The sequence below is a fragment of the Runella sp. MFBS21 genome (assembly GCF_029433105.1).
Taxonomy (GTDB): domain Bacteria; phylum Bacteroidota; class Bacteroidia; order Cytophagales; family Spirosomataceae; genus Runella.
In genome coordinates, this window is record NZ_JARNTW010000013.1 from 172117 (window position 1) to 196944 (window position 24828).

General features: G+C 42.5%; 19 protein-coding genes. 13 read left to right on the top strand and 6 right to left on the bottom strand.

What is annotated here, in order from left to right; translation table 11 throughout:
* Positions 1-225 precede the first annotated feature (225 nt).
* Positions 226-1269, top strand: coding sequence for an IS110 family transposase (locus P1X15_RS22035; protein WP_277340301.1), 1044 nt, complete (start codon positions 226-228; stop codon positions 1267-1269).
* Positions 1270-1335: 66 nt separating this feature from the next.
* Here the strand turns inward: P1X15_RS22035 and P1X15_RS22040 are convergent, their stop codons facing one another.
* Positions 1336-2859, bottom strand: a complete 1524-nt coding sequence (locus tag P1X15_RS22040; RefSeq protein WP_277340302.1) for an aldehyde dehydrogenase family protein — start codon at positions 2857-2859, stop codon at positions 1336-1338.
* 216 nt (positions 2860-3075) lie between these two features.
* Between P1X15_RS22040 and P1X15_RS22045 the strand changes: the two genes are divergently transcribed.
* Positions 3076-4005: an AraC family transcriptional regulator gene (locus P1X15_RS22045; RefSeq protein ID WP_277340303.1), complete on the top strand. Its 930-nt coding sequence runs from the start codon at positions 3076-3078 to the stop codon at positions 4003-4005.
* Positions 4006-4142: 137 nt separating this feature from the next.
* Here the strand turns inward: P1X15_RS22045 and P1X15_RS22050 are convergent, their stop codons facing one another.
* Complete coding sequence (locus P1X15_RS22050; protein WP_277340304.1) at positions 4143-4505, bottom strand: hypothetical protein; 363 nt, start codon at positions 4503-4505, stop codon at positions 4143-4145.
* 370 nt (positions 4506-4875) lie between these two features.
* On the opposite strand from P1X15_RS22050, the gene P1X15_RS22055 reads away from it, so the two are divergent.
* Positions 4876-5430, top strand: a complete 555-nt coding sequence (locus P1X15_RS22055; protein ID WP_277340305.1) for an REP-associated tyrosine transposase — start codon at positions 4876-4878, stop codon at positions 5428-5430.
* 138 nt (positions 5431-5568) lie between these two features.
* On the top strand, positions 5569-6066 hold the full coding sequence (locus tag P1X15_RS22060; protein WP_277340306.1) for a GNAT family N-acetyltransferase: 498 nt from the start codon (positions 5569-5571) through the stop codon (positions 6064-6066).
* Between the two features lie 4 nt (positions 6067-6070).
* Here P1X15_RS22060 and P1X15_RS22065 read toward each other — a convergent pair whose 3' ends face one another.
* The 4 genes from P1X15_RS22065 to P1X15_RS22080 form a co-directional block, all read right to left on the bottom strand.
* A complete protein-coding gene (locus P1X15_RS22065) occupies positions 6071-6841 on the bottom strand; it encodes a TIGR02757 family protein (RefSeq protein WP_277340307.1) in 771 nt (256 codons plus the stop codon).
* Complete coding sequence (locus tag P1X15_RS22070) at positions 6841-7029, bottom strand: hypothetical protein (RefSeq protein WP_028668418.1); 189 nt, start codon at positions 7027-7029, stop codon at positions 6841-6843. The genes P1X15_RS22065 and P1X15_RS22070 overlap by 1 nt, the downstream gene beginning before the upstream one ends.
* A 103-nt stretch (positions 7030-7132) precedes the next feature.
* Entirely contained in the window at positions 7133-7828 is a 696-nt protein-coding gene (locus P1X15_RS22075) for a hypothetical protein (RefSeq protein WP_277340308.1), read from the bottom strand.
* Complete coding sequence (locus tag P1X15_RS22080) at positions 7825-8298, bottom strand: DUF6452 family protein (RefSeq protein ID WP_277340309.1); 474 nt, start codon at positions 8296-8298, stop codon at positions 7825-7827. The genes P1X15_RS22075 and P1X15_RS22080 overlap by 4 nt, the downstream gene beginning before the upstream one ends.
* A gap of 88 nt (positions 8299-8386) precedes the next feature.
* Here P1X15_RS22080 and P1X15_RS22085 point away from each other — a divergent pair, with 88 nt between their 5' ends.
* The 9 genes from P1X15_RS22085 to P1X15_RS22125 all read left to right on the top strand — a co-directional run bounded on the left by P1X15_RS22085 (position 8387) and on the right by P1X15_RS22125 (position 24176).
* A complete protein-coding gene (locus P1X15_RS22085) occupies positions 8387-8740 on the top strand; it encodes a hypothetical protein (RefSeq protein WP_277340310.1) in 354 nt (117 codons plus the stop codon).
* Positions 8727-12692 (top strand): AAA domain-containing protein, encoded by a 3966-nt coding sequence (locus P1X15_RS22090; protein ID WP_277340311.1) that lies wholly within the window; start codon positions 8727-8729, stop codon positions 12690-12692. Before P1X15_RS22085 ends, P1X15_RS22090 begins: the two co-directional genes overlap by 14 nt.
* Positions 12693-12763: 71 nt before the next feature.
* Positions 12764-14041 (top strand): LVIVD repeat-containing protein, encoded by a 1278-nt coding sequence (locus tag P1X15_RS22095; protein WP_277340312.1) that lies wholly within the window; start codon positions 12764-12766, stop codon positions 14039-14041.
* A gap of 99 nt (positions 14042-14140) precedes the next feature.
* Positions 14141-14743 (top strand): hypothetical protein, encoded by a 603-nt coding sequence (locus P1X15_RS22100; RefSeq protein ID WP_277340313.1) that lies wholly within the window; start codon positions 14141-14143, stop codon positions 14741-14743.
* Between the two features lie 231 nt (positions 14744-14974).
* Positions 14975-15556 (top strand): RNA polymerase sigma factor, encoded by a 582-nt coding sequence (locus tag P1X15_RS22105; RefSeq protein ID WP_277340314.1) that lies wholly within the window; start codon positions 14975-14977, stop codon positions 15554-15556.
* A gap of 131 nt (positions 15557-15687) precedes the next feature.
* Positions 15688-16785: a FecR family protein gene (locus tag P1X15_RS22110; protein ID WP_277340315.1), complete on the top strand. Its 1098-nt coding sequence runs from the start codon at positions 15688-15690 to the stop codon at positions 16783-16785.
* Positions 16786-17026: 241 nt separating this feature from the next.
* Positions 17027-20521 (top strand): TonB-dependent receptor, encoded by a 3495-nt coding sequence (locus P1X15_RS22115; protein ID WP_277340316.1) that lies wholly within the window; start codon positions 17027-17029, stop codon positions 20519-20521.
* Between the two features lie 20 nt (positions 20522-20541).
* Entirely contained in the window at positions 20542-22005 is a 1464-nt protein-coding gene (locus tag P1X15_RS22120) for a RagB/SusD family nutrient uptake outer membrane protein (RefSeq protein WP_277340317.1), read from the top strand.
* Positions 22006-22115: 110 nt separating this feature from the next.
* Positions 22116-24176 carry a hypothetical protein gene (locus P1X15_RS22125; protein WP_277340318.1) on the top strand — a complete coding sequence of 687 codons (2061 nt, stop codon included), beginning with the start codon at positions 22116-22118 and terminating at the stop codon, positions 24174-24176.
* Positions 24177-24828: the final 652 nt, after the last annotated feature.

A 24828-nucleotide genomic window follows, 5' to 3' on the forward strand; every position in this document is an offset into this window, starting at 1 on the left:
TTTTGTTGAAATGTGGATAAGTAGGAAATTTACAGTAAAACTAACCAATCGGTGGCGACACATTTACCGTACGCCAAGGCTGATTACCTATGCAGCGATTCAATCCGCCACCGATTTTTTTTCCTTAGTGACCATATAACAATTCGAGCTAATTACTCATTATTAAGGACTGAGTCGATGGGTTAAAATTGGTTAGTGTTATCCACAAATTTATTATAAAAACACATGCAAAACAACACTAAGTATTTCATCGGAATCGATGTTTCTAAGCCATTTTTTGATGCCGCTTTGATGACTATAGTTAATCATCAAAAACAAGCAATAGAATCCTCTCACTTTGACAATACTGAGCTTGGATTAAAAACTTTTGAAAAATGGTTGAAAAAACACAAAGTTAGTTTTGATGAAAATACAGTACTTGTCATCGAAAATACGGGTATATATCATCGCTTACTTTGGGCATTTTGCAATAAAATCGGTTTACAAATACACATTGGTAATGCTGCACACATCAAATGGAGTTTTGGCATAGCCAGAGGTAAAAACGATAAAATTGATGCCATAAGATTATGTAAATATGCTTGTAAGGAGTCAGATGAGCTTAAAATGAGTCAAGCATTGAATCCTAAATTAATGGAACTGAAAGATCTTCAGACATCTCGAACAAGGTTGTTAAGTCAAAAAAATGCCAATGAAACCTATTTGAAAGAACTTAAAGAAGTCAATGACAAAACAACACAAAAAGCCTTGGAGCAAGTCTATAAGACAGCTATTGAGGGTTTAAAAAAGTCAATATCTGCCATAGAAAAACTGATAAAAGACTTAATTAAAGCAGATAATACCCTGCAAAAAAGCTATGATTTATTACTATCAGTGCCAGGCATCGGCAATATTACCGCCATTTATTTGATAGTTTGTACCAACAACTTTGCAGGAAATATTTCAGGTAAACAACTGGCTTCTTATGCAGGTGTAGCCCCTTTTGGAAACTCCAGCGGTACAAGTATCAAGAAGTCCGAAAAAGTCCATAAAATGGCAAACAAAGAACTGAAAAAAATATTACACATGGGAGCGATGTCAGTCATACATTGTAACTCAGAAATGAAACAGTATTACGAACGAAAAACAGCAGAAGGCAAACATGCCCTGAGTGTCATAAATGCTGTAAAAAACAAGTTGGTTTTAAGAGCTGTGGCGGTAATAAAAAGTCAAGCCCCTTATGTGGATAACTTTGTAAAATCCGAACAAATAATTGAAAATGCCGCCTGAAAATAATCGAAATTTTATTTGTAATAACCATAACAATCGCTGCCGTTATTGCGATTCTGGACATGCCTAAAAGAACCCTAACTTGTTCTTATCGTACGAAATCAACATATTTTTAGCCTGACGATAATGGTTCAACATCATCTTGTGCGTCTCGCGGCCAATACCTGATTTCTTGTAGCCACCAAATGGCGCATGTGCTGGATATGCGTGATAGCAGTTGACCCACACACGACCCGCTTGTACGGCACGAGCAACTTTATACGCTTGGTGCGTGTCGCGCGTCCATACCCCTGCACCGAGGCCATAAAGTGTATCATTGGCAATCGCAATCGCTTCTTCTTCCGTTTTGAAGGTGGCTACACACACCACTGGCCCAAAGATTTCTTCTTGGAAAATGCGCATTTTATTATTGCCTTTAAACAACGTTGGCTTGATATAATACCCACCTTCAAGTCCTTCGTTGTAAGCAGCGCCACCACCCGCCAGCAGCTCCGCACCTTCTTCTTTACCGAGGTCGATGTAGTGCAAAATCTTTTGGTATTGGTCGTTCGATGCCTGTGCGCCCATCATCGTACTTGGGTCGAGCGGGTGGCCAAGTTTAATGGCGTTAATGCGCTCAACTACGCGCTCAATAAAGGCATCATAGATAGATTCATCCACCAAAATTCGCGACGGACACGTACATACTTCGCCTTGGTTAAGGGCAAACATCGTGGCTCCTTCCAAGCACTTATCGAAGAACTCGTCGTCGGCATCCATGATACTTTTGAAGAAGATATTCGGCGATTTTCCACCCAATTCGAGCGTAACAGGAATGATATTTTTGGAAGCATACTGCATAATCAGCTGCCCCGTTGTGGTCTCGCCCGTAAACGCAATTTTATTGATACGGGGACTGGATGCCAATGGCTTACCTGCTTCAATGCCAAAGCCGTTGACAATGTTCAGTACACCCGCTGGCAACAAATCTTGAATCAATTCGGCCAACACCATGATTCCCACAGGCGTTTGTTCGGCAGGCTTCAACACCACGCAGTTTCCTGCGGCCAAAGCAGGCGCAATTTTCCAAGCGGCCATCAACAACGGAAAATTCCAAGGAATGATTTGCCCAACTACGCCAAGTGGTTCGTGCACAATCAACGACAGCGTATTGGAATCCAACTCCGAAGCCGAGCCTTCTTCGGCCCGAATTACGCCCGCAAAATAACGAAAGTGATCAATCGCCAAGGGTAAATCAGCGGCTTTAGTTTCGCGAATTGGCTTGCCGTTGTCCCACGTTTCTACACTTGCCAACAGTTCCAAGTTTGCCTCCATCGCATCCGCAATTTTTAACAAAATGTTGCTTCTCGTCGTCACCGAGCTGTTATTCCACTGCGGAGCGGCGGCCCAAGCAGCGTCCAAAGCCAAGTTAATATCCTCTTCGGTCGAACGAGCGACTTTGGTAAACACCTGACCATCAACGGGCGAGGTGGTTTCAAAATATTCGCCTTTAACAGGACTTACCCACTGGCCGCCAATGAAGTTATCGTAGTGCGTTTTAAAGATGGGCTTCGCCACCAAGTTGTTTTGTTGTGTGATTACAGTTGACATCGTTTAAGGGCTTTGTGTTTCAAAAAGATTTTGCACAAAACAACCTTCAAAAAATCACATTTGATTGACTTATCCTGCTCACCATTTTCCCTATCCTATCAACTGATTGCACTATTCTATCAACTGTTGTACGATACTACCATTCTATGCGTTTTTGACGTACTTTTAGTATGATTTTAAGAATTAATACAACAAATTCTTTAGCAACAGATCCCCATGGTTGAGTTAAATCCCTTGCATTACCAAAACCGTCGCCTCGAAACGTTGGTAGAAAATCGTACCCTGCATACGCTTAACAATGCCGAACTCAACATTTTTGAGACGCACCAAAAGGCTGCACAAGTCATGTTGCAGTTTCATGAGCCTGTGTTGGCAAGTATGATACGTGGCAAAAAAATTATGCACCTTCAGAATACGCCTTCATTCGGGTTTTTACCTGGGGAATCGGTGATTTTACCCTCTAACGAATTGATGTGTATTGATTTTCCCGAAGCCTCCGAACAAAATCCTACGCAATGCCTAGCGTTGGCCTTCAACGAAGCCAAACTCCAACAGGCCGTGAATTTGCTCAATGAACGTGGGCTGAAACAAAATGGGAAGGAATGGAGCATGACCGATTATAATTATCATTTTACCAACGACATTGCCATCAATCAAATCCTGCAACGGCTTATTTTTATTTTCACCGAAAACCACCCCTCTAAAGATATTTTTGCCGATATGCTGCTGCAAGAGCTTATCATCCGCATTTTACAAACTGAATCGAAGAGTATTTACCTTAAAAAGTCTTACACTCAACCCAACAACGACCGTATTTCGTTTGTGCTCAATTTTATTCGGGAAAATATCACCGAAGACCTTACCATTGGGTTGCTGAGTGAAAAAGCCTACATGAGTGAGTCAAATTTTTACCGTACGTTTAAGCACGAGACGGGTTCTACTCCCATTGATTTTATCATCGAAGAGCGTCTAAAATTGGCAGAAAGTCTGCTTCGTGACCCTAAAATGAGCGTAAAAGAAGCTTTTATGGCCAGTGGTTTCAATAGCTTTTCGTACTTCTGCCGTATTTTTAAGAAAAAGAAAAACCTCTCTCCTACTGAGTTCAAAGAGAAATCGAATCAACTCAAAAATCGACCCATGGCGTAGGCTCATACGCGTCAGAGACGCTGTTCCGTGCCCGTCCCGAAATACAGTTCGGGACGAGAGTCCTGCCCCAAATTCCAACTTGGGGCGAAAAAGGCTTTGCGTCTGCGACGCTTTTGTTCATGTAATCTATATAGGCGTCAGAGACGCTGTTCCGTGCCCGTCCCGAAATACAGTTCGGGACGAGGTGCCTGCCCCAAATTCCAACTTGGGGCGAAAAAGGCTTTGCGTCTCTGACGCTTTTGTTCATGCAACATCCTAAACGCGTCGGAGACGCTAAACCATACCTGTCCCGAACTGTATTTCGGGACAAGAGTCTCGCCCCAAATTCCAACTTGGGGCGAAAAAGGCTTTGGGTCTCTGACGCTCTTGTTCATGTAATCTATATAGGCGTCAGAGACGCTGTTCCGTGCCCGTCCCGAAATACAGTTCGGGACAAGAGTCTCGCCCCAAATTCCAACTTGGGGCAAAAAAGGCTTTGCGTCTGCGACGCTTTTGTTCATGTAATCTATATAGGCGTCAGAGACGCTGTTCCGTGCCCGTCCCGAAATACAGTTCGGGACAAGAGTCTCGCCCCAAATTCCAACTTGGGGCAAAAAAGGCTTTGCGTCTGCGACGCTTTTGTTCATGTAATCTATATAGGCGTCAGAGACGCTGTTCCGTGCCCGTCCCGAAATACAGTTCGGGACGAGAGTCCTGCCCCAAATTCCAACTTGGGGCAAAAAAGGCTTTGCGTCTCTGACGCAACTATCCTGCAAAATATCCAAAAAGGTATTAATAATCAGCTGCTTACAAAGGTTTTGTGGGATATTTTACGGTTCGTATTTCTATTTTATCGATTTTACGATATAGAATTATGAATTGTAAAAACGAATGGCATCAAGCAAATACTATATTCGGAACCCAGAGGAAGTATATTTTCTTACTTCTACTGTAGTCAATTGGGTTGATGTATTTACACGTCCACTCTATAAAGACATCATCGTTGATTCACTGAGTTATTGTCAATCCCACAAAGGATTACTTATCTATGGTTGGGTATTGATGAGCAACCACCTGCATTTGCTAGTTCAAGCAAAAGAAGGGAAATTGTTAGGGGATATCATGCGTGATTTTAAACGATTCACTGCCAATCGCCTGATTGAAGCCATTCAGTATGAAAACGAAAGTCGGAAAGAGTGGTTAATGCATAAATTTGAATGGAACGCAAAGTACAAAGCTAGCCATGAGAAGTACCAATTTTGGCAGGCGGGAAATCATGCCAAAGAATGTCTTTCGTTTGCTCACGTGGAGCAAAAGTTAAACTATATTCACCAAAACCCCGTTAGGGCTGCTATTGTCGAGTATCCAGAAGAGTACCTTCATAGTTCGGCGCGAAATTATACAGGTAAAAAAGGGCTTCTGGATGTTATCAGCATTTATGGATAACACGAGTCAGAGACGCTAGATCATACTCGTCCCGAAACACAGTCCGGGACGAGTTCCCTCGCCCAATTCCAAATTAGGGCGAAATTATGTTTTGCGTCTCCGATTCAATTGACGTAACTTTGTCGAAATTCCTTCATCATGTTTTATCTAGAAACACCCCGCCTTGTTCTTCGTCTTTTTCAAGAAAGTGATGCCGCAGATTTGTTTAGAATTGAGGGAAGTCCTGATGTGATGCGCTACATTCGCCCACCAGCAGTGGATGCTTCCCAAAGCTTGGCACGAATCCAACAAGAAATTATTTATAATCAATCATATCCTGGGCTAGGATTGTGTGCGTGTTTTGAAAAAGAAAACGATACCTACGTAGGTTTGGCAAAAATAAAACACATTGACCCTACCGACGATATCGAAGTTGGCTATGCTTTTGTACCAGAAGCGTGGGGAAGGGGCTATGCGACAGAACTCACCAAAGCTGCTATTGAGTATCTTCAAGCCAATTTTGCAGGCCGTCGAATCATTGCTTTTATTCAAGCTGAAAATGCAAATTCGCGGAAGGTACTTGAGAAATCAGGGATGAAAGAAATCACAAGCGTATATCCTGGAAGGGAAGAGGCTGTTGTATTTGAATATTTTTAGGGGCTCACATCTCTCCCTCTACTCCCAACCCAAACAAAGCAAAATCATATTTGACGGGGTCAGTGGGGTCAAATTGTTTAAGATTTTCGGTAAGTTCGAGGGCCGTAAGCCAGTCGGTGGTGGGGCGTTGGATGAGTCCTAGCTTACGTGCTACACGATCTACGTGTACATCACAAGGACAGATGAGTTGCGAAGGTTGAAGGGTTTGCCAAAGTCCGAAGTCCACGCCTTTGTCATCTTTGCGCACCATCCAGCGCAGAAACATGTTGAGCCGTTTGCAAGAAGATTTGCGCATAGGCGTAGCAATGTGTTTGCGGGTACGTTCGGGAAAGTCTTCAAGGCTAAAGAAGAGGTTATGAAAACTTGATAACCCTTTTTCTACATGCGTTTCATCGGGCGCCAACCCTTGCACAAAAGCCCATTCGAGCGAAGAATGTTGGGCGTAATATTGTTTAAAAAAGTGCAGAAAATAAAGCGTATCGGTGGCGTTGAAAGTCCGATGTTTGAAATTTAAGAATCTTTTGAGGTCTTGTTCGGTGTGATTTTTTACAAAATCATAAGGAGCACCGTCCATGAGTTGAATCAACTCATTGCATTTATTGATGATTGTCTTGCGCTGTCCCCAAGCCAAAACCGCGGCCCAAAAACCCATGATTTCGATGTCTTGCAAACGCGAAAATTGGTGGGGGATGCTGATGGGGTCGTAGGGTATGAAATCTGGCTGATTGTACTGAGCTACTTTTTTTTCGAGCAACTCGGCTACGTAATCGGTCATTAGATACTACGACCTCCTTTCAATAGCCATACGAGTCCTTGCGACAAACCCGAAAATAACCTTACCAAACCAGTAAATACCAAAGTGAAAAGAGAAATAAAAGGATAAAAAATAGTGAACCCTACGCTCCAAATACGATAGCCGAGGGTGTTTTTCATTTGTTCGCGTTGTTGACGACGAGAGAGCATCTTCAAGAATAATTGGTTGAAATAAGAATAGCCTAATAGTCAAAGCTTTAGTTGACAACAACAAAGTTCGGGTTTTGGTTTGGCAAATAAAAATCTTAAAGGCTTAGATTTTGTCAGAAGCAGATTGCTTGAGATAAAAAAATTGAACTGTAATTCCACCAACTGGACTGAGGGTGTTTCTCCATAATCGCATCCCAGCTCCGGGCAAATAAGATGAATTGGGGTTGCCCACCTTTGATAGTGCCAAGCCCGTTCGAGCTACGATGCGCGTTTCTAAACGACCGAAAACTAGAAAAGCATAACCCGCATTCATTTCAAGATATGCTCCTAACCCCGATTCGTCAGGCAATGATTGCTGATAATGAGGGAAGTGCTGACTTTTAATTGAAAGCTGACTTTTGACTTTTAAGTAAGTAAGTGTCAGATTATATCCCCAAAAAGCATGGCTTTTGAGAGGGTGGTTTTTAGCGTGCTGTTCGTGCCCCATTTTTATAAAATATCCTTCTGAATTTTGAGTTAAGCGAGAAGCTATTTGCTCGTTTAGTTGTGCATATCCTACCCCAATATGATTGAAGTGATGGGGCTGTCGGGTAGAAAACTGAAAATAAGTTTCCAGCATAAGAGGATTGCTATATTGTATTCGTTCTTGACCAGTCATGACACCCATTTGTGGAAAAGAAGCCATCAATGGCAAATTTTTGAAAACATCAATACCGACTGCCCTTAATCGTAAGCCGGTAGATTGGGCATACAGCATCGTATGGAGCAGTATGAAACTCCCTAAAAGCACACTTTTCATAACCTTATGATTTGAACAATCATCCCTTCGCCACCATTTGATTTAATGCCCTTGGTATTTTTATAATAGGGACTATAAATGACAGATATATCTTCGAAAGTAGATTCTACCTCTTTATTATTTTCAGGTCGTACTATATCTATTACATATCCGCATTTTTTGCTGACATTGACTACTGTTTTTGTATAAAACACGGTAAGAGTATCGGTTTTGGCTTGTTGTTCAAAAATATAAGTTGTCGAATCAGCATTAAGGTTGAAGGGCAGGGTAATTACGCGTGATTGTTGATAACTCGCAATTCCTTCTTTGGGGACAGGCAACGAGCTTCCAATAACTCTGATACTTTTAAGCGACAACGTATCTTGAGAAGGGTATATGATTTTTAGAGTAGGTTCCCCATCAATACCGCACTCTTCACAACCATATAATACTAGAGATAAAATAATGCTTAAAAAAGTTAGACTTCGCATTGTAATGAAATAGAGGTTAGAGACGCCATTACCAAATTGTTTTACAAAATGCTATTTTACGATTTCAATTACAAAAGATGTCGTGTATATGTTTGAACACAAAAATCAGAAAGTCATTTCTCGGTCTCATTTTCAGCGCCGGGTGATTAAGTATGCACTTTTCGCTTTGGCTATGATTGGCGTATCGTGGTGGATAGGAGCACTGGGTTATCATTATTTGACTGAGCCTCACCTAAGTTGGGTAGATTCTTTTTATAATGCGGCCATGATTTTGGGGGGTATGGGGCCTGTTGACCCTTTACAATCCGATACCGCCAAAATTTTTGCCTCTCTCTATGCGTTATTCAGTGGCATTACTTTTTTATCGGCTACTTCCGTATTGTTTGCCCCATTTATTCATCGCTTTTTTCATATCCTTCACGTAGATAATGCTGACCGCTGACATTCTCAAAGTGTACCTTCGCCGCCTTACCAATCTCAGCACGCGCAATCGTTCGTTGCTATTGACTTCTCTTTCTTCAGAGCAGTTTTTGGATTGGCAAACTTTAGATTATTTGGAAGGACGGTCGGCGTTTGAGGTACTCAAAGAGGTAATTTCTCAAAAAAAGACGATAAAACTCTGCCAACGGTTGGATAGCCGCTCAGAAAAAAGCAACGAAGCAAGTAAAAAATTAGCCAAAATAGCCCGTACTGCGCAGTTTATTGAAGAAGAACGTGGTTCACAAGACCTATATGTAGGCTATCCTTTTGTACGAGGAAAACTTATGGACGGCACCGTCATACACGCTCCATTAGCGTTTTTTCCAGTAGGGGTGTCTACGAAAGTTTTGTCGGAATCCGGTCAAAAAGTGTATTGGGAGTTGCATCGGCGCGACGAACCAGCTGTGCTCAATCGTAGCTTTTTGCTGGCTTATGGGCATTTCAATCAGGTAGGTATATCTGACGAACTGCTCGAAAAAAACCTAGATGAACTAAGTAAAGATGCTTTGGTCTTTCGGACAGAATTGTATGAATTACTCAAAAACTCTACGCTTGAAATCAATTTCAATCAAGACCTTTTTCAAGAGACACTGCGGTATTTTGACGCGCAATCGAAAGCCGACCTTGATTTGATAGAACGCAATGGCGAATTGAAACTGTATCCAGAGGCAGTTTTGGGTATTTTTCCACAAACAGGGAGCTATCTTGGCCCCGACTATGAAGCATTGATTGAACTCGATGAACTGGTAAATGAGCTTTTTTCTTTTGAGCCTCTATTGTATCGAAATGCTACAGTTGAGACCAATACATTTACGGCTTTTCCGCAAGATGCTACGCAGGAAGCCGCCCTCAAACGGATTAAGCAAGGGGAGTCGTTGGTGATACAAGGTCCGCCTGGCACGGGCAAGTCACAACTGATTTCAAACCTGATGGCTGATTTTGCGGCACGTGGTAAAAAGGTTTTGTTGGTATGCCAAAAAAGGGTGGCGTTGGACGTGGTCAGTCAACGGCTCACGCAGGTTGGGATAGCTCCTTTTTTGGCGTTGGTACATGATTTCAAAAACGACCGCTCGGCGTTGTATCAGCAATTGGCTTCTCAGATAGAAAATATTGAAGCATACAAAAAAGAAAATTATAGCTTGGATAATATCGTTCTCGAACGCCAGTTTTTGCAAGCAGGTCGAACTATAGAGCAGATTACGAATGAATTAGAAAGTTTTAGAACTGCTCTTTTTGATACGTCTGATTGTAGCTTATCTCCCAAAGAGCTTTATCTGATAAGTAATCCTCACGCTGCCTATATTGAGATTAAAGATTTTAGAAACTTTAAGTTTGATGAGCGTTTGGACGAATTAGTACAAAAACTACGCCGCTACGAAGCTTATCAAAATCGCTTACCCGAAGCTCATACTTGGCATGAAAGGTGGGATTTTTCTAAAATTGGTTTTCAAGAAATAAACCAGATTGAAGCTACTATTGGGGGAGTAAAACAGTGGAAAGAAAAGATATTAGGGCGTTTTCAGGAAGAATGGGAGGGGCGCATTTCATTAGATAAGATTTTAGAAATACATACTCAAAAACTACAAATTTTTGAGTGGTTGGCTTTACTTGAAGACGAAAATACGTGGCAATTTTTCAAACAATACCAACAAGGCCTTTGGGCGGGCTCGCGCAAAAAATGGTTTAAACATATTACTGACGAACTTTCGCTACTAGCTTCCAACCAACTCGTTGAAAAAGAATTAACAAAACGCCAGTTGAAGCCCATGTTGGCTCGTTTGCAAGATTTGATTGAAGCTCGCAAATCTATTTTAAAATGGTCTTTTTATGGTGATAAAGCCTATTTTCGTACTCTGACGGAAAAGTATGGGTTGGGATTATCAATAAGTGATTTATACAAATTTCAAGAACTACTAGAGAATAGACTTCGTTGGGAAGTACTTTTAGAAGAACTTTCTGATAAGTTAGAAATCCCTTTAGCTGCTGAAAGTTTTGACCAATCTAAACATCAATTAGAGGCGCTGTTGGATGTCTATGACAATGCCCAAAAAGCATTTAAGACTTTAGAAAACACCTACCCCTTTCTTCAAAAAAAGGTCAGTATTGCTTCGACTTTTGGAGAGTTTGCCAAAGAAATTCAAAGGCAATGGAAGGATGTTGAAAATACAATCCAACAATATCAAAATTGGCAAACCTACCTTGTGCCTTCACAAATCAATCGACTGATTGAAGATGATACTTTTAAGGATAAAATGCTTCATCAGCTTCGTGTCGACTTTGAACTATTGAAAGAAGCCGACCTCTTAAAAACTAATTTTGCGGAGCAAGAGCATCAGCTATATCAAGCACTGAGAGAAACAATAAAAACCGAAGAAGACATAGGTGAGGTATTTCTTAACTCTCTTCGTTTGGCTTGGTTGGCATATTTAGAAGAAAAAAATCCAATTCTTCGTGCTGTTTCTTCTTTGAAAATCGGGCAATTAGAACAAGAACTGCAAGAAGCTATTTTGCGAAAACAGGCGCTGAGTAGAGAGATTGTGTTGATGCAACTGCGCGAACAAACATACAAAGATGTGGAATTTAACCGCCTCCACAATCGCATCACTTACCGCGATTTGCAGCACCAGGTCACCAAAAAGCGTAAAATTTGGCCCGTTCGCAAACTCATGGAAAATCACGCCGAAGAAGTGTTTCATTTAGTGCCTTGTTGGTTGGCTTCTCCTGAGACGGTTTCGGCGGTGTTTCCACTTACACAGGGGCTGTTTGATATTGTTATCTTCGACGAAGCTTCTCAGTGCTATGCCGAATACGGCATTCCGGCTATTTATAGAGCCAAGCAAGTGATAGTGGTGGGTGATAGCAAGCAGCTTACACCTTATGATTTGTACAGGGTGCGGTATGAAGCAGAAAACGAAGAAGAAAAGGCCGCCATCGAAGTAGAATCTTTACTTGATTTGGCCAAACAGTTTTTGCCCGAAACGCTCCTACAAGGGCATTATCGGAGTCGCTCGCTGGATTTAATTACTTTTTCCAATTCCCATTTTTACAAAAACAAACTTCAGTTACTTCCTCATTTTGAGGATATTAATCGGGTCGAGCCTGCTATCGAATTTATCAAAGTAAATGGCGTTTGGGAAAATAACCGCAACCTTGCCGAGGCTGAAAAAGTGATAAGTATTTTGAAAAAAATAACAGATACACCCAATGGGTATTCGGTGGGAGTGGTTACTTTCAATCATCCTCAGCAGCAGTTGATTGAACAGATGTTAGAGCCGCATTTTGAAGCTAATTTTGCAGGACAAAGCGGAGAGAATAATACATCATTGTTTGTCAAAAACATAGAGAACGTACAAGGTGATGAACGAGACATTATTATTTTTTGTGTAGGATATGCACCCGATAGCCGAGGCAAATTGAGAGCGCAGTTTGGGAGTTTAAACGCCCAAGGGGGCGAAAATCGGCTCAATGTTGCTATCACACGTGCACGTGAGAAAGTATTTGTAGTAACGAGTATTCTGCCTCATGAGCTCAAAATAGACGACGCACTGCATGAGGGCCCGAAACTCCTAAAAGCATATTTACAGTATGCGTTGGATGTGTCGGAAAAACGGTTTGTTCCTACTCCCTTTATGACTGAGCAAAACCAGTACACTTGGAATCTTAAAAATCAGATCTTAGCTTATACCTCAAGTGAGTCTTCGCCTTTCACTTTTCATCTACAGCTTCCTTTTGCGGATATTACGGTCAAAAAAGAAAACCTTTACGAAAGCGTAATATTGACCGACGACAGTCTCTACCAACAGGCCGTTTCGGCCAAAGAAGCTCACGCGTATTTGCCCCTACAGCTTCAAACTAAGGGTTGGAACTTTAAAAGAATATGGAGTAGAGAATGGTGGCGTACCAAGATTATTTAGTGCGTGTTTCCAACTTCCTGTCAGGCAGTTGCGTCTTAGGAAAAAGAAATCCCTAAACGCCAACGTTCACCATGAATAAACCACTTCTATTCTCACTGTTTTTGGTTTGCCTTTTGCAATGGTCATGTACCGACCAATGCACCGAAACCCGTAAATACAAACGATTTAGCCCTGTTACGGTGTCTTTGGCCGAGATACGTCAAGGAGTACGTACAGAAACTTCGCGCGATTTAATCAATCCTGGGAAAATTTATACTAAAGGAAATTATTTGTTTATCAATGAGATGAAAGAAGGATTGCACATTGTAGATAATACCAATCCAAGTGCGCCCAAGATGATTTCCTTTATCAAAATTCCGGGCAATGGCGATATGGCCGTTCGGGGCAATATTTTATATGCCGATAGTTATTCAGATTTAGTAGCCTTTGATATTTCTAATCCATTGGATGTCAAAGAAATCAGCCGCGAAAAAGAAGTTTTTCCTTCTGGGATGTTTGACGGTGTTTCTTGGTTTTTGAATACAACTACGGGAGCTATCAATGACCAAAAAGTGGATATTGTGACCGAAACCCGAAAAGTAAGTTGCGAAAACGCCAACAACTCATGGTGGGGTGGGGGAATTTGGTTTGACCGAGCGGCGTTCAGTTCAGCAGCAGCGCCTTCCAACGGAAGTAGCGGACAAGGACAAGCGGGCTCAATGGCGCGTTTTGCGTTGTACGACAAATACCTGTACACGGTAGGTCAAAATGAGATGTTGCTTTTCGATATAAGCACACCTTCCAAACCCGCCCGTAGCACCAAAATCAGCATAGGCTGGGGTATCGAAACGATTTTTCCATATCGCGATAAGCTTTTCATTGGTTCTACCACAGGGATGTTTATTTATGACAACAGCAACCCCGAAAAGCCCGAACGCCTCTCTACTTTCCAACACGCTATGTCGTGCGACCCCGTCGTTGTGACCGACAATCGCGCTTATGTCACACTTCGTTCGGGTACTACTTGCAATCGTGGCCTCAATCAGCTAGATGTCATTGATATTACAGATTTACGTAGTCCGCGATTATTGAAATCCTATCCTATGCAAAACCCGCACGGTTTGGGGGTAGATTATCCCAATTTGTATTTGTGCGAAGGAACCCACGGTCTGAAATCGCTTAATGTGGCCAATGATTTCGATGTCAAACAAATTCAACATTTGACGGGCATGGATGCTTATGATGTGATTCCGCTTGCTAACAAAACCTTAATGATGGTAGGCAAAGACGGCCTTTATCAGTTTGATATTTCTAATCCAAGTAACTTACGTCAACTTAGTAAAATTCCTGTAAAAAGACTGGATATTTGATTTTGAACTTACCAAGTTTTCAAAACTTGGTAAGTTTGATAGTCGCCTATTTGTCAGGTTTTTGATTATTAATTCATTTTCAAATTTGCCTATTCATTTATGCCAACAATATTCAAATTTTTATGGGTGGGATTTATATTGGCTCATTCTATCGATTCACTTCGTGCGCAAGCCCCTACTTTTAAACCGCATTATGTCAACATAACTGAAGTAGGAGGTTTATTTGGGCGAGTTGTGTACGATATTGCGGGGAGTGTACCAGCTACCCAACAAGTCGAGAATCGCCTGAGCCTTACGATTCAGACCTTCAATGGTATTCAACTCAAACCCCGCCTTGCCCTTGGCGTCAGTTGCGGAGTAGATTGGTATCAATCGGCACTGCTTGCACCCGTAGCAGCAGGGGTGCGCTATGATTTAGCCCGTTCCAAAAAGAACGTAACCTTATTGGGCTTGTTTGATGCTGGCTACAGCTCTAATTGGCTCCACGTAGATGCCACCGATTATAAAACCCAAGGAGGCATGATGCTGAACCCTGGTTTGGGACTGAAATTTGGCTTCAAATCGGGCAGTGCTTTGGTGTTGTCGTTGAGCTATAAGCGTCAAAATGCCAAAGTCACCAAGCCGCTCAATTGGGGTGAAATCGAAAAGTGGGAAGACCGAGTTTATAATCGGATGGCACTACGCTTAGGAATGATGTTTTGAGAATAGGGGAGCAGAAAAGCAAGAGCAGAAAATTGGTTATAAAGCAGGAAGAAGGGATATTCTCTTGTTATGTTTTTCTTGGCCTTTTGCAATCTGCCTGAAACCGATTTCTGAATACGAGTATCTGGCAAGGTATCTGAGAAATAGCTATTTTGAAATATTTCAGTATTTATTTTTCTTTATCTAAGTTGTCGATAAATTTGTGATAGATTAAATAATCTGCTACAAATCGTGACTGATGAGGATAAAGTTTTATGGGCAGCTTTTCGGGCAGGAGACAATAGTGCTTTTGAAGGTCTGCTACGTGCCTACTATAAATCCTTGCTCGAATATGGTTTTCGATTCATAAAAGATAAGGATACGCTACAGGATCTGGTTCACGATTTGTTCATCAATCTTTGGGAACGGCGCATCTTTCTGAATCCAGATGTTACGAGTATAAAACTGTATCTATTTGTTTCCCTTAAAAATCAGATTTTTAAATACTTACAAAAAAATACGCATCAGGAACGTTTCTCTGATGATTGGCAAGAACAAGAATCTGATAACGATGATTTTGTCGAAAACAGATTGATTGAGCAAGAAATCGTATTGGAGAACCAATCTCGTTTACAACTCGTGATTAGTAGATTACCTAAAAGGCAACAAGAAATTCTTCACCTGAAATATTACGAAGCTCTCACCCATGAGCAAATTGCCGAAGTAATGGCGATTTCACAACCTGCTGTCCGTAACTTGTTATCTCAATCCTTAAAATCCATTCGCGAGCAATGGGGGCTTCTTCTCATCGTACTTCTTCTCTTCTTACGATAAGTTCATCTCATTAAATGAGGCTGAAAATCAGTTTGTTATAATTTTTATAAAAAAAATGTCATTTTTTCTCGTTACGTTCTAACAGAAAAAGGATCATTATAGCAGAAGCACAAGTTAAATGTAATTCTGCGATGAAATCATATAAGCATTATGGGTTTGAGGAGTTTCTGGCAGATGACGATTTCCAACAGTGGGTACGTACGGGTTCACCAATCGAATTAACAATTTGGCAGCGTCTTATTGATGATTTTCCAGAAAAAAAAGCCGATTTGGACAGTGCCAGAGAATTTATACTTTCTTGGCAAGGTCAGGAGTATTTTTCAGAGGCAGAGGTAGAACAAGGTATCCAACGCATTCTAGCCAGTCAGAAAGAGTCACAACGACCAGTCGTCCGATGGGTAGAAAGCCGTTGGTTTGGTTGGCAAATCGCAGCGGCCATAGTTGTGTTGCTTGGGGTTGGTTGGAGCTTTTGGCAGACAATGCAAACTAATCAATCTCATCCTGAAGGGGCATATGTTTCTCAGACATCAGCCAATCTTCGGGAAATTGCGAACACCGAAACTAGTCATAAACGAGTGGATTTGCCTGATGGTAGCCAGATTATGCTAGCTCCTGCCAGTAAAATCAAGTATTCTGTACAAATGACAAATGAACTTTCGCGGAATGTGTTTCTGACGGGAGAAGCAGTTTTTACGGTTACAAAAAATCCCCAGAAACCATTTATGGTCTATGCAAACAAACTAGTGGTACAGGTAGTTGGAACGAGTTTTACCGTTAAAGCCTTTGAGAAAATGGCTCAGATAATGGTAGTTGTACATAGTGGTAAAGTGGCCGTTTTTCCGCTCAAATCGTTGAAAGCATCTCAAAAAAGTCAACAGTATATTGCTAACAAGCTATTGTTGACCCCTAATCAACAGGCTGTCTTTGACAAAGCAAGTGAGCGCTTAACTACCGGTCTGGTGAAAAATCCAACGTTGTTACGAAACCCAGAAAACAGCCAATATTTTGTATTCAGGAATGCACCTATTGCCGAGATTTTCAAGAAACTGGAAGAAGCATATGGTGTGACCATCAGCTATGACAATGAGGCGTTGAAAAGCTGTAACCTAACGGTGCCACTGAGCGATGAGCCTTTATTCAAAAAATTAGATATTATTTGTCAAACAATTGGGGCTACTTATGAAGTCTGGGGAACTCGTATCGTCGTCTCTGGAAAAGGTTGCCAATAAGAATTAAATTAATCCTTAACTCTCTTAATATCACTAAATATATGAAACAATCCTAGACCCTTAATTAAAACAAAAAATCGCCGAATCGAAGCCGTCATGTTGCTACCATGACTACTTAGATAACTCGGCGACTCGTTTGCCCTCCCGTTCTTTTCCGGTATGCGATCACCCTGAGAAACCAGGGAAGGGTTTGTTTTTGCCTTCTATTTCTAAATCAGTTAACAAAAACCGCATTAAAAGTATGAAAAAAACATGGGATTATTCCCCTTTTCTGTATCAGGTTATGAAAATTACTTGCGTACAATTGCTATTTATGGCAGCTCTTACGGGTCTGGCAATGGCCCGAGATGTAACCGCCCAGGAATTGCTAAACCGTACTATTTCCATTCAGGTGGAAAATAAGGATTTGGAAACCGTCTTGTTTCGGCTTGAAAAAGTCGCTAAGGTTAAGTTTTCGTATGTACCGCAACTGATTGCTACCTCCAATAAGGTGTCTATCAAAGCTGAAAATGACCGCTTGGAGTTGATTCTGAATAGGTTACTAAAACCCCTCAATATTACGTATCGGGTTACAGGCAATTACATTGTATTGCACAAAGAACCTACTGGTGCTCGTTTGCCCGACGAAGCTCCCCAGTTGGCGTCTACCAACATCGATGAGCTGCTGATAACCGGCACTGTGACCGATGATAAAAACGAGCCTTTGCCGGGAGTGAGCATTCTTCTAAAAGGAACTCAACGCGGAACCACAACCAATCAGGAAGGATCTTTTCGCCTCACTGTACCCGATAAGTCGGCGGTACTCGTATTTAGTTTTGTCGGATATGGAGCGCAAGAAGTGGCTGTTGGCAATCGTACTCAACTGAATGTCTCATTAAAACCTGACGAAAAATCATTGAATGAGGTAGTCGTGATTGGTTATACCGAACTGTCGCGGGAGAAACTTTCAACCTCTGTTGCCAAAGTAAAAGGACAGGATATTAATCGGCTTCCAGTATCGACGCCAGGCGAAGCATTGGCAGGGCTGGCTGCAGGGGTACAGATTCAGGCTGGCAATGGTGGAGCACCAGGCGAAGCTCCTTACATCAAGATTCGAGGGGCGGGTTCGCTCGGCGCGGGCAACGACCCGCTCTACGTAGTGGATGGCTACATTCTGCCGCAGGCCAACCAGTTTAACCGCATCAATCCATCCGATATTGAAAGCATTGAAATTCTGAAAGATGCAGCCTCGGCAGCAATTTATGGGTCGCGGGCGGCCAATGGAGTCGTCATTGTTACTACCAAGCGTGGCAAGCCTGGTCAGACCCGCTTCAACTTCGATTATTATACAGGCATTCAGCAGGTAGCCAAACGCATGGAGTTAATGAACGCGGAGCAGTATGTGAAGTACGCCCGTGAAACAGCTGCTGTTAGGAATGTGTCCACTCCGCCGATTTTTGACCAGCCTGCCGAGTGGGGCAATACCGATTGGCAGGATGTCATTTTTCGATCAGCACCTATCTCCAATATTCAGTTGAGTGCCTCGGGTGGGTCGGAGAAAGTACGTTTCTCTCTATCAGGTAATTACCTAAAACAACAGGGAACACTTTTGGGTAGTGACTTCGCGCTCGGAACCCTTCGGTTTAATATGGATGCCGATTTGTCCAAGAAATTACGCGTCGGTATTAGTTTGGCTCCCTCGTTTGAAACACAGCGTAGGCAGTCTACTGGAGGGTCGTTCAGCACAGGAGCTGCGGGTCCGGGTGTGTCCGATTTTGACGGACAAGGCGTAGGCAATGCCATTTATAACGCCCTGCTACTGCCTCCTGTTATCCCAGCGCGTACCACCAACGGTGACTATGGCCAAATCGGCGGGATTACGTCCTATTCTCAAGGAGGATTGATACCACTTAGTCTATACAGTCCGCTGTCTACTCTGGAACAAGCACAAAGCACAAATAACAACTATCGACTACTAGGAAATTCCTATTTAGAATGGGAACCCATTGAGGGATTGCGTTATAAATTGTCGGTGGGTAGTTCGGCGGAGTTCAACACCCGTAATGTTTACTTGCCTGCCACGCTCGCACGGGGAACGGCACAGACCGCCAACCTCTCCAATCCAGTCTCAGCAGCTATCTATGCGTCAGAAAATGAGAACAAATCTATCGACTGGCTGGTTGAAAACACGCTTACCTATACCAAAAATTTCGGAAAGCATAACCTGCAAGGTTTCCTGCTGTATTCTCGGCAAAAGTCCGAATCACGTCTACTGAGAGTAAATGGGCGGTCTGGTACCTACACTTCAGGAACGATTCAGAACCCGTCGGCTTCATCCGACCTGCTGGGTAGCATCGCATATGGTTCGTTAAATGCTTTTGCTTCGACGGCTGCCCGCATCACCTATGATTATGACAGCAAATATTTGTTTTCGGCGGCAATTCGGCGAGATGGTTCCTCACGCTTCGGCCCCAACAACCGCTTTGGTACCTTCCCTTCGATGTCAGCAGGATGGCGCCTTACCGAAGAACCCTTTTTGGCGTCAGTAAAAGGCGTGCTGAGTGAATTGAAACTTCGGGTAAGCTACGGTGAAACGGGCAACGCCAGCATTGGTGATTTCACATGGATTAGTTCGGTAGGGTCGTCTAACTACAGTTTTTCTAATATCCGTACATTCGGAACCACTCAGAGTGGCTACGAAAACAGAGAACTTACTTGGGAAAAAAACCGACAAACGGATATTGGAGCAGAGATTGGACTGTTCAACAACCGACTTTTTCTGACAGTGGATCTTTATCAGAAGCGTACCAAAGGAATGCTCTTTTCCAAACAGCTTCCGCAGGTGATTGGTTATGCTGGGAGTTACCAAACCAATATTGGTGAGTTGGAGAACAAGGGATTAGAATTTTCGCTGACTACTCAAAACCTCAAAAAATCTGCCCTAAAGTGGACGACTGATTTCAATATCTCCTTCAACCGCAGTAAGGTACTTGATTTGGGAGGTGTGGCTTCTCTAAACCCTTCACCAGCCCTGCCCGGACTGGATAACGCTTACCAGATTCGAGTAGGTGACCCAATTGGAAATATCTATGGCCATGTGATTTCGGGCGTTTTCAAGAATCAGGCCGAAGTGGACGCCGGACCGAAATGGGTGGCGGGTTCGCAGGTAGGAGATTATCGAGGAACCGACTTTACGGGCGACGGCATTGTGAGCATTGCCGACCTGACGGTGCTGGGTAATGCCTTGCCCAAATTTACGTTCGGTTTAGTGAATCGGTTCAACTTTAAAGACTTCGATGCCAGTCTCATCATTCAGGGTTCGTATGGTCAGAGTATGATTTATGGCATGGCCCGTCAGTTATATTACAATTCTGGCCAGTATAACTTGCCTATTGAGTTTATCGATAACTATTTTCTCCCCTCCGATCCCACTCGTGATGTAAAATATGCTCGTCCGGGTGTGACTGGATTTACATTGGCTCAGGGCGTGACCAACTATATCCTTTATGATGCTTCGTTTGCTCGTGTTCGTAACCTGACCTTTGGCTATACCTTGCCGAATTCGCTACTCAAAAAAGTTCGCATTCAATCGCTCCGAGTTTACGCCACCGGGCAAAACCTGTTTACCCTAACGAAATATCCAGGCTACAATCCAGAGGAAAGTCTGAACGGAAATACCGTCTATACGCCGGGGGTTGATCAGGGTAACTATCCCGTCAATCGGACTGTTACAATTGGTTTAAATCTTGGCTTTTAACCTCTCCAACCCTGAAAACAATGAAAACTAAGCTATCATACTTAACACTGGTGGGCGTGGCCTCGTTGCTTTTTACTACTGCCTGTCAATCCGATGCAGAGTTTCTAAATCTGAACTCTCCCACAGCCATTTCGGCCACCAACTATTACAAAACCCCGGACGAAATCACAGCGGCCGTGACGGGTGCTTATGGTGGTATGCGGGGCTATTATCAGCGATTCTTTGCATTGACGGAAATGCCCAGTGATAATACAATATCTGTATTGGGGTCTGATGGGACCATTGGGCAGTATTACCGTTTAACTTGGACTGTAACGGATGCCGAAGTCAACTCTCGCTGGTCACAGAGTTATAATCTGATTTTTCGGTGTAACAACGTACTAGAGCGTATCAACAGCGTTACCTTTCCCGACAATGCTGTTCGTGATCGGCTGGCGGGCGAAATGAAATTTATTCGGGCATTGATGTATTTTAACCTCGTGCAGTTGTTTGGGGATGTGCCTTTGGTGCTGAAGGTGATTCTGTCGGAGGAGGAATCTTACACCTTTTTGCGCGAACCGACAGCGGCCATTTATCAGCAAATCGAGAAAGACCTGACCGAGGCCGAGGCTGTGCTGCCCGCCCGATATACTGCCCCCAATGTAGGGCGAGTTACGAAAGGAGCTGCTAAATCGTTGCTCGGCAAGGTGTATCTGACCCAGCAAAAATGGCAGCAGGCTGAAACTAAACTCAAAGAAGTGATTGACGGGAGGAGTGAGTCGGGCTACCAATTGCTGGCTAACTACGCCGACGTATTCCGCGAAGACAACGGAAACAACGCTGAGATTGTGTTTGCTGTACAGTATACCAACAACAGCAACGGCGAGGGTAGCAATTTCACGTTGGATTTTATCCCTTCGCTTTCAGGTAACCAGATTGTGCCTACCGGGCAGGGTGGCAATAATAATCAGGGGTCAACGGATTTGTTCAATGCTTTTGAACCGAACGACAAACGCAAGGCTGTTTCGATTGATAAATTTGTTTCGGGTGGAACTTTCTACTACACCCGTAAGTGGTTTACGAGTCGGCCGTTGGCCATCGCCAACGACGGCAATGCCGACTGGCCGGTGATTCGCTATTCCGATGTACTGCTGATGTATGGCGAAGCTTTAAACGAAAACGGCAAAACCGCCGACGGCCTGCGGCTTGGCTTGGAGCCGGTACGTACCCGTGCTGGCTTGACTACCAATCTCACACTCACACAGGCACAGACTCGACTGGCATTCGAAAACGAACGGCGCATTGAGCTTTGCTTTGAAAGTCATCGCTGGTTTGACTTGCTTCGAACCAACCGTATGGTGCCGGTAATGTCTGCTTTCCGTGATGCCAACCTTGATGGCACCAACAAAGAGATTCAGGTGGCTGATTACAAAAAACGCTATCCGATTCCGTTGAGTCAGATTCAATTGAATCCTAAACTTACGCAGAATCCGGGCTATCAGTAAGATAGGAGTGATTTAGTGAATAAATCATTAGATTACTCACTAAATCACTCATTTATATATGGTTGGCAATAATTTTAACTCTTATAACAGCTTGAAAAAAGCTATTGAAAATGAAAAAAGTAATATCCATAATCCTCGTACTGGTAATCAGTTATTTATCCGCATACTCACAGGAATTTGACTATTCAAAATACGGAGAGGAAATGCCTATTTTCAAAAGCCTGAATATTGGATCTTGTATGGATGCTGCTATTCACAAAGACAGGCTTTTTGTTATAGGTCATCGAACATTCTATGTATTCGATATAAAAGACCCCAAGAATCCCATTGTAATAGATAGCATTAGCAATCTGGGAAACGTGCGTCAGCTGGAAATTCAGGAGGGATATGCCTACATAACGTCTCGTGAAGATGGCATGTTTGTCGTTAGCATAAATGATGTCCACAATATGACGATTGTAGCTCATTACGACTCTGTCGAGTTGGCCACAGGACTTCATATATCTGGCAAAATCGGTGCAATAACCAATAGAATTTATGGGATTGAATTAGTAGATATATCTAATCCCAAGCGACCCAAACATATTTCATCCACATTGACCGACGAAGCTCAATCATTATTCATTCATAAAAACTATGTTTTTGTAGGGGATTGGGTAGCAAGAAAGCTAATCATATTAGATATTTCTCAGCCCAATCATCCCAAAAAAGTCTCAGATGTCCAGTTAGATGGTTATGGAGACGGGATTTTCATTCAGGGAGATTTATGCTTTGTAGCCACAGGACACCATGGAGCTGGCTTGGTAGAAAAAGTGCCAACCGACCCCGCTTGGGGAGCAGGGCACGGTCTGGAAATCATCGATATTTCAAATATGAAAGCCCCGAAACAGCGTTCGATGGTAAAATTTCCCAAATACTACCAACGCAGCCCCGATTGGTGGGATGTGCAAGCAGTGGGCAACTATGCATTTGTGGGGGATACCAAAGCAGGTTTGTTTATCGTCGATACCAAAAATCCAGACAATCCTCAATTTAAAGGACACGTTAAATTGCCCAGAACCGTATTTAGGGGCGAGGCAATGAATGATCCAGTAAATGGTTTCGCGGTAGGCAAACAAACGCTATACATTGCAGGAAGTACGGGTCTTCATTTAGTCGATGCTTCCTACCTGCCTCAAACAGCCACGGTTAAGGTTGAAACAAGTAATGTGATTCCCCCCACAAACAATTCCAATAACAAAAGTCGTTCTACATATCATACTGGAACACAGATATATTCAGTTTGTGTGGATAGTTTAATGGGGGCTGCCTATGTGGCTGCGGGCTCTGGAGGTGTACATGAGGTAAAATTATCTCCAGCTATAACGGGAAAACAACTAATCAAAACAGAATCGGTTGTTTATGATGTACAACTGGAAAACGGCAAACTCTTCGTCGCCGAAGGCAAAGGAGGATTGTCAGTTTGGGAAATTAGTAAAGATGAAAAACCGAAATTTCTAAGTCGCTATTTTGGTAAAGAAGGTGGTGTTTATCAGGTAGTTATCGACCATGAATCAAAAAAAGCTGCCTTGCACGTTGGGACAAATACGATGGATATTATTGACATAGCCAACCCACTTAGCATAAAGAGGCTTTTTACCGACGTAAATCAAGGAACGATGTATCGCTTTCCGATTTCTAAACAAATTGAGCCGTCAGGTATAATTGGATGTCTTTGGTTGGTGGATTGTTATACGTACGATATCAGATCAATTCCAGAAAATCCCAATAAACAAAAGGTACTTCTTCCTCTTGGCGCGTCGAATCCGTCGCTTGGCCCCATAAATGGGTTCACATTTTTACCAAAAGGGCTAATTGCTACCTACGGTGGTGAATTGATCATAAAGCAATCTAGTACAGATAATCTTCGACATAGTCGGCTTGTCAACAGTACTGCACCATTGAGTGGAAAAGTAACTCTACTTAACTCAACTCTCTACGCTACAGACAGGAGGGAAGGGAAAGTAAGTGCTGTAGACATTTCAGATTTGAATAAACCTAAATTGCTCTGGAAAAACCAACTGAAAGGTCATCCTGGTTATGCAGTAGAATATGAGGATATGGTGATTGTACCGGCAGGTTATGGGGGCTTACAGTTTTTTAACAAACAAAACGGTACTCCTCTTTTCTAACAAATAGATAGGGGAAACTCATAATATACCTATCAAGGACGAATAGCCTTGGCCTTGATAGGTATGTAAATGTTCTTATTTCTTTGCTATGTTTCTCTATTGCAACCGATTTTACCGATACTTATATTGCATAGCCAGGAGCATTAGAGTGATTGAGAAGACCTAAAGTAGCATGTATTTTTACCTTGAACAGAGCTATAAGAGTCTATAAAAAAAGTAAAATAGCCGATCCAAAGGATTGTTTTCATATTAGGCATCATTTATGCCATTGGTGGTATTCCCACTCGAATACCACCAATGGCATAAATATTGTTGATTGTCTCCGTATTCTGTCAAGTGATTGTTATATAAATCCTATTGCTGAACTAATAATACTCCAAGAACTATTTTTTTCTTTTTGTAAGTCGGCTGAAAGAGTTAGACCTGTACCTTTAAATATCATAAAAACTTTGGCTTGATTGGGAGGTAAAAATTGAATTTTTGTGACTTCTAAGAAAAAAGCTGGTTTATAAGGATTTAGTAATTATGCGAATCAAGAGTTGGGTTTAACAGCCAACTATTTATTAACGAGATACTTATATGTAGATAGTGGGGTAAAAGTTTTCCCAGAAACATAAAAAGTAGTAAGATTGGGTTCTCACATCTAATCAAA

Excerpts from the sequence above, each read along its gene's own strand:
- P1X15_RS22045 (WP_277340303.1), top strand. The coding sequence starts at position 3,076 with ATGGTTGAGTTAAATCCCTTGCATTACCAAAACCGTCGCCTCGAAACG.
- P1X15_RS22070 (WP_028668418.1), bottom strand. The coding sequence starts at position 7,029 with ATGCTCTCTCGTCGTCAACAACGCGAACAAATGAAAAACACCCTCGGC.
- P1X15_RS22095 (WP_277340312.1), top strand. The coding sequence starts at position 12,764 with ATGAATAAACCACTTCTATTCTCACTGTTTTTGGTTTGCCTTTTGCAA.
- P1X15_RS22075 (WP_277340308.1), bottom strand. The coding sequence starts at position 7,828 with ATGAAAAGTGTGCTTTTAGGGAGTTTCATACTGCTCCATACGATGCTG.
- P1X15_RS22110 (WP_277340315.1), top strand. The coding sequence starts at position 15,688 with ATGAAATCATATAAGCATTATGGGTTTGAGGAGTTTCTGGCAGATGAC.
- P1X15_RS22050 (WP_277340304.1), bottom strand. The coding sequence starts at position 4,505 with ATGAACAAAAGCGTCGCAGACGCAAAGCCTTTTTTGCCCCAAGTTGGA.
- P1X15_RS22115 (WP_277340316.1), top strand. The coding sequence starts at position 17,027 with ATGAAAAAAACATGGGATTATTCCCCTTTTCTGTATCAGGTTATGAAA.
- P1X15_RS22040 (WP_277340302.1), bottom strand. The coding sequence starts at position 2,859 with ATGTCAACTGTAATCACACAACAAAACAACTTGGTGGCGAAGCCCATC.
- P1X15_RS22125 (WP_277340318.1), top strand. The coding sequence starts at position 22,116 with ATGAAAAAAGTAATATCCATAATCCTCGTACTGGTAATCAGTTATTTA.
- P1X15_RS22065 (WP_277340307.1), bottom strand. The coding sequence starts at position 6,841 with ATGACCGATTACGTAGCCGAGTTGCTCGAAAAAAAAGTAGCTCAGTAC.
- P1X15_RS22100 (WP_277340313.1), top strand. The coding sequence starts at position 14,141 with ATGCCAACAATATTCAAATTTTTATGGGTGGGATTTATATTGGCTCAT.
- P1X15_RS22055 (WP_277340305.1), top strand. The coding sequence starts at position 4,876 with ATGGCATCAAGCAAATACTATATTCGGAACCCAGAGGAAGTATATTTT.
- P1X15_RS22085 (WP_277340310.1), top strand. The coding sequence starts at position 8,387 with ATGTTTGAACACAAAAATCAGAAAGTCATTTCTCGGTCTCATTTTCAG.
- P1X15_RS22090 (WP_277340311.1), top strand. The coding sequence starts at position 8,727 with ATGCTGACCGCTGACATTCTCAAAGTGTACCTTCGCCGCCTTACCAAT.
- P1X15_RS22060 (WP_277340306.1), top strand. The coding sequence starts at position 5,569 with ATGTTTTATCTAGAAACACCCCGCCTTGTTCTTCGTCTTTTTCAAGAA.
- P1X15_RS22120 (WP_277340317.1), top strand. The coding sequence starts at position 20,542 with ATGAAAACTAAGCTATCATACTTAACACTGGTGGGCGTGGCCTCGTTG.
- P1X15_RS22080 (WP_277340309.1), bottom strand. The coding sequence starts at position 8,298 with ATGCGAAGTCTAACTTTTTTAAGCATTATTTTATCTCTAGTATTATAT.
- P1X15_RS22035 (WP_277340301.1), top strand. The coding sequence starts at position 226 with ATGCAAAACAACACTAAGTATTTCATCGGAATCGATGTTTCTAAGCCA.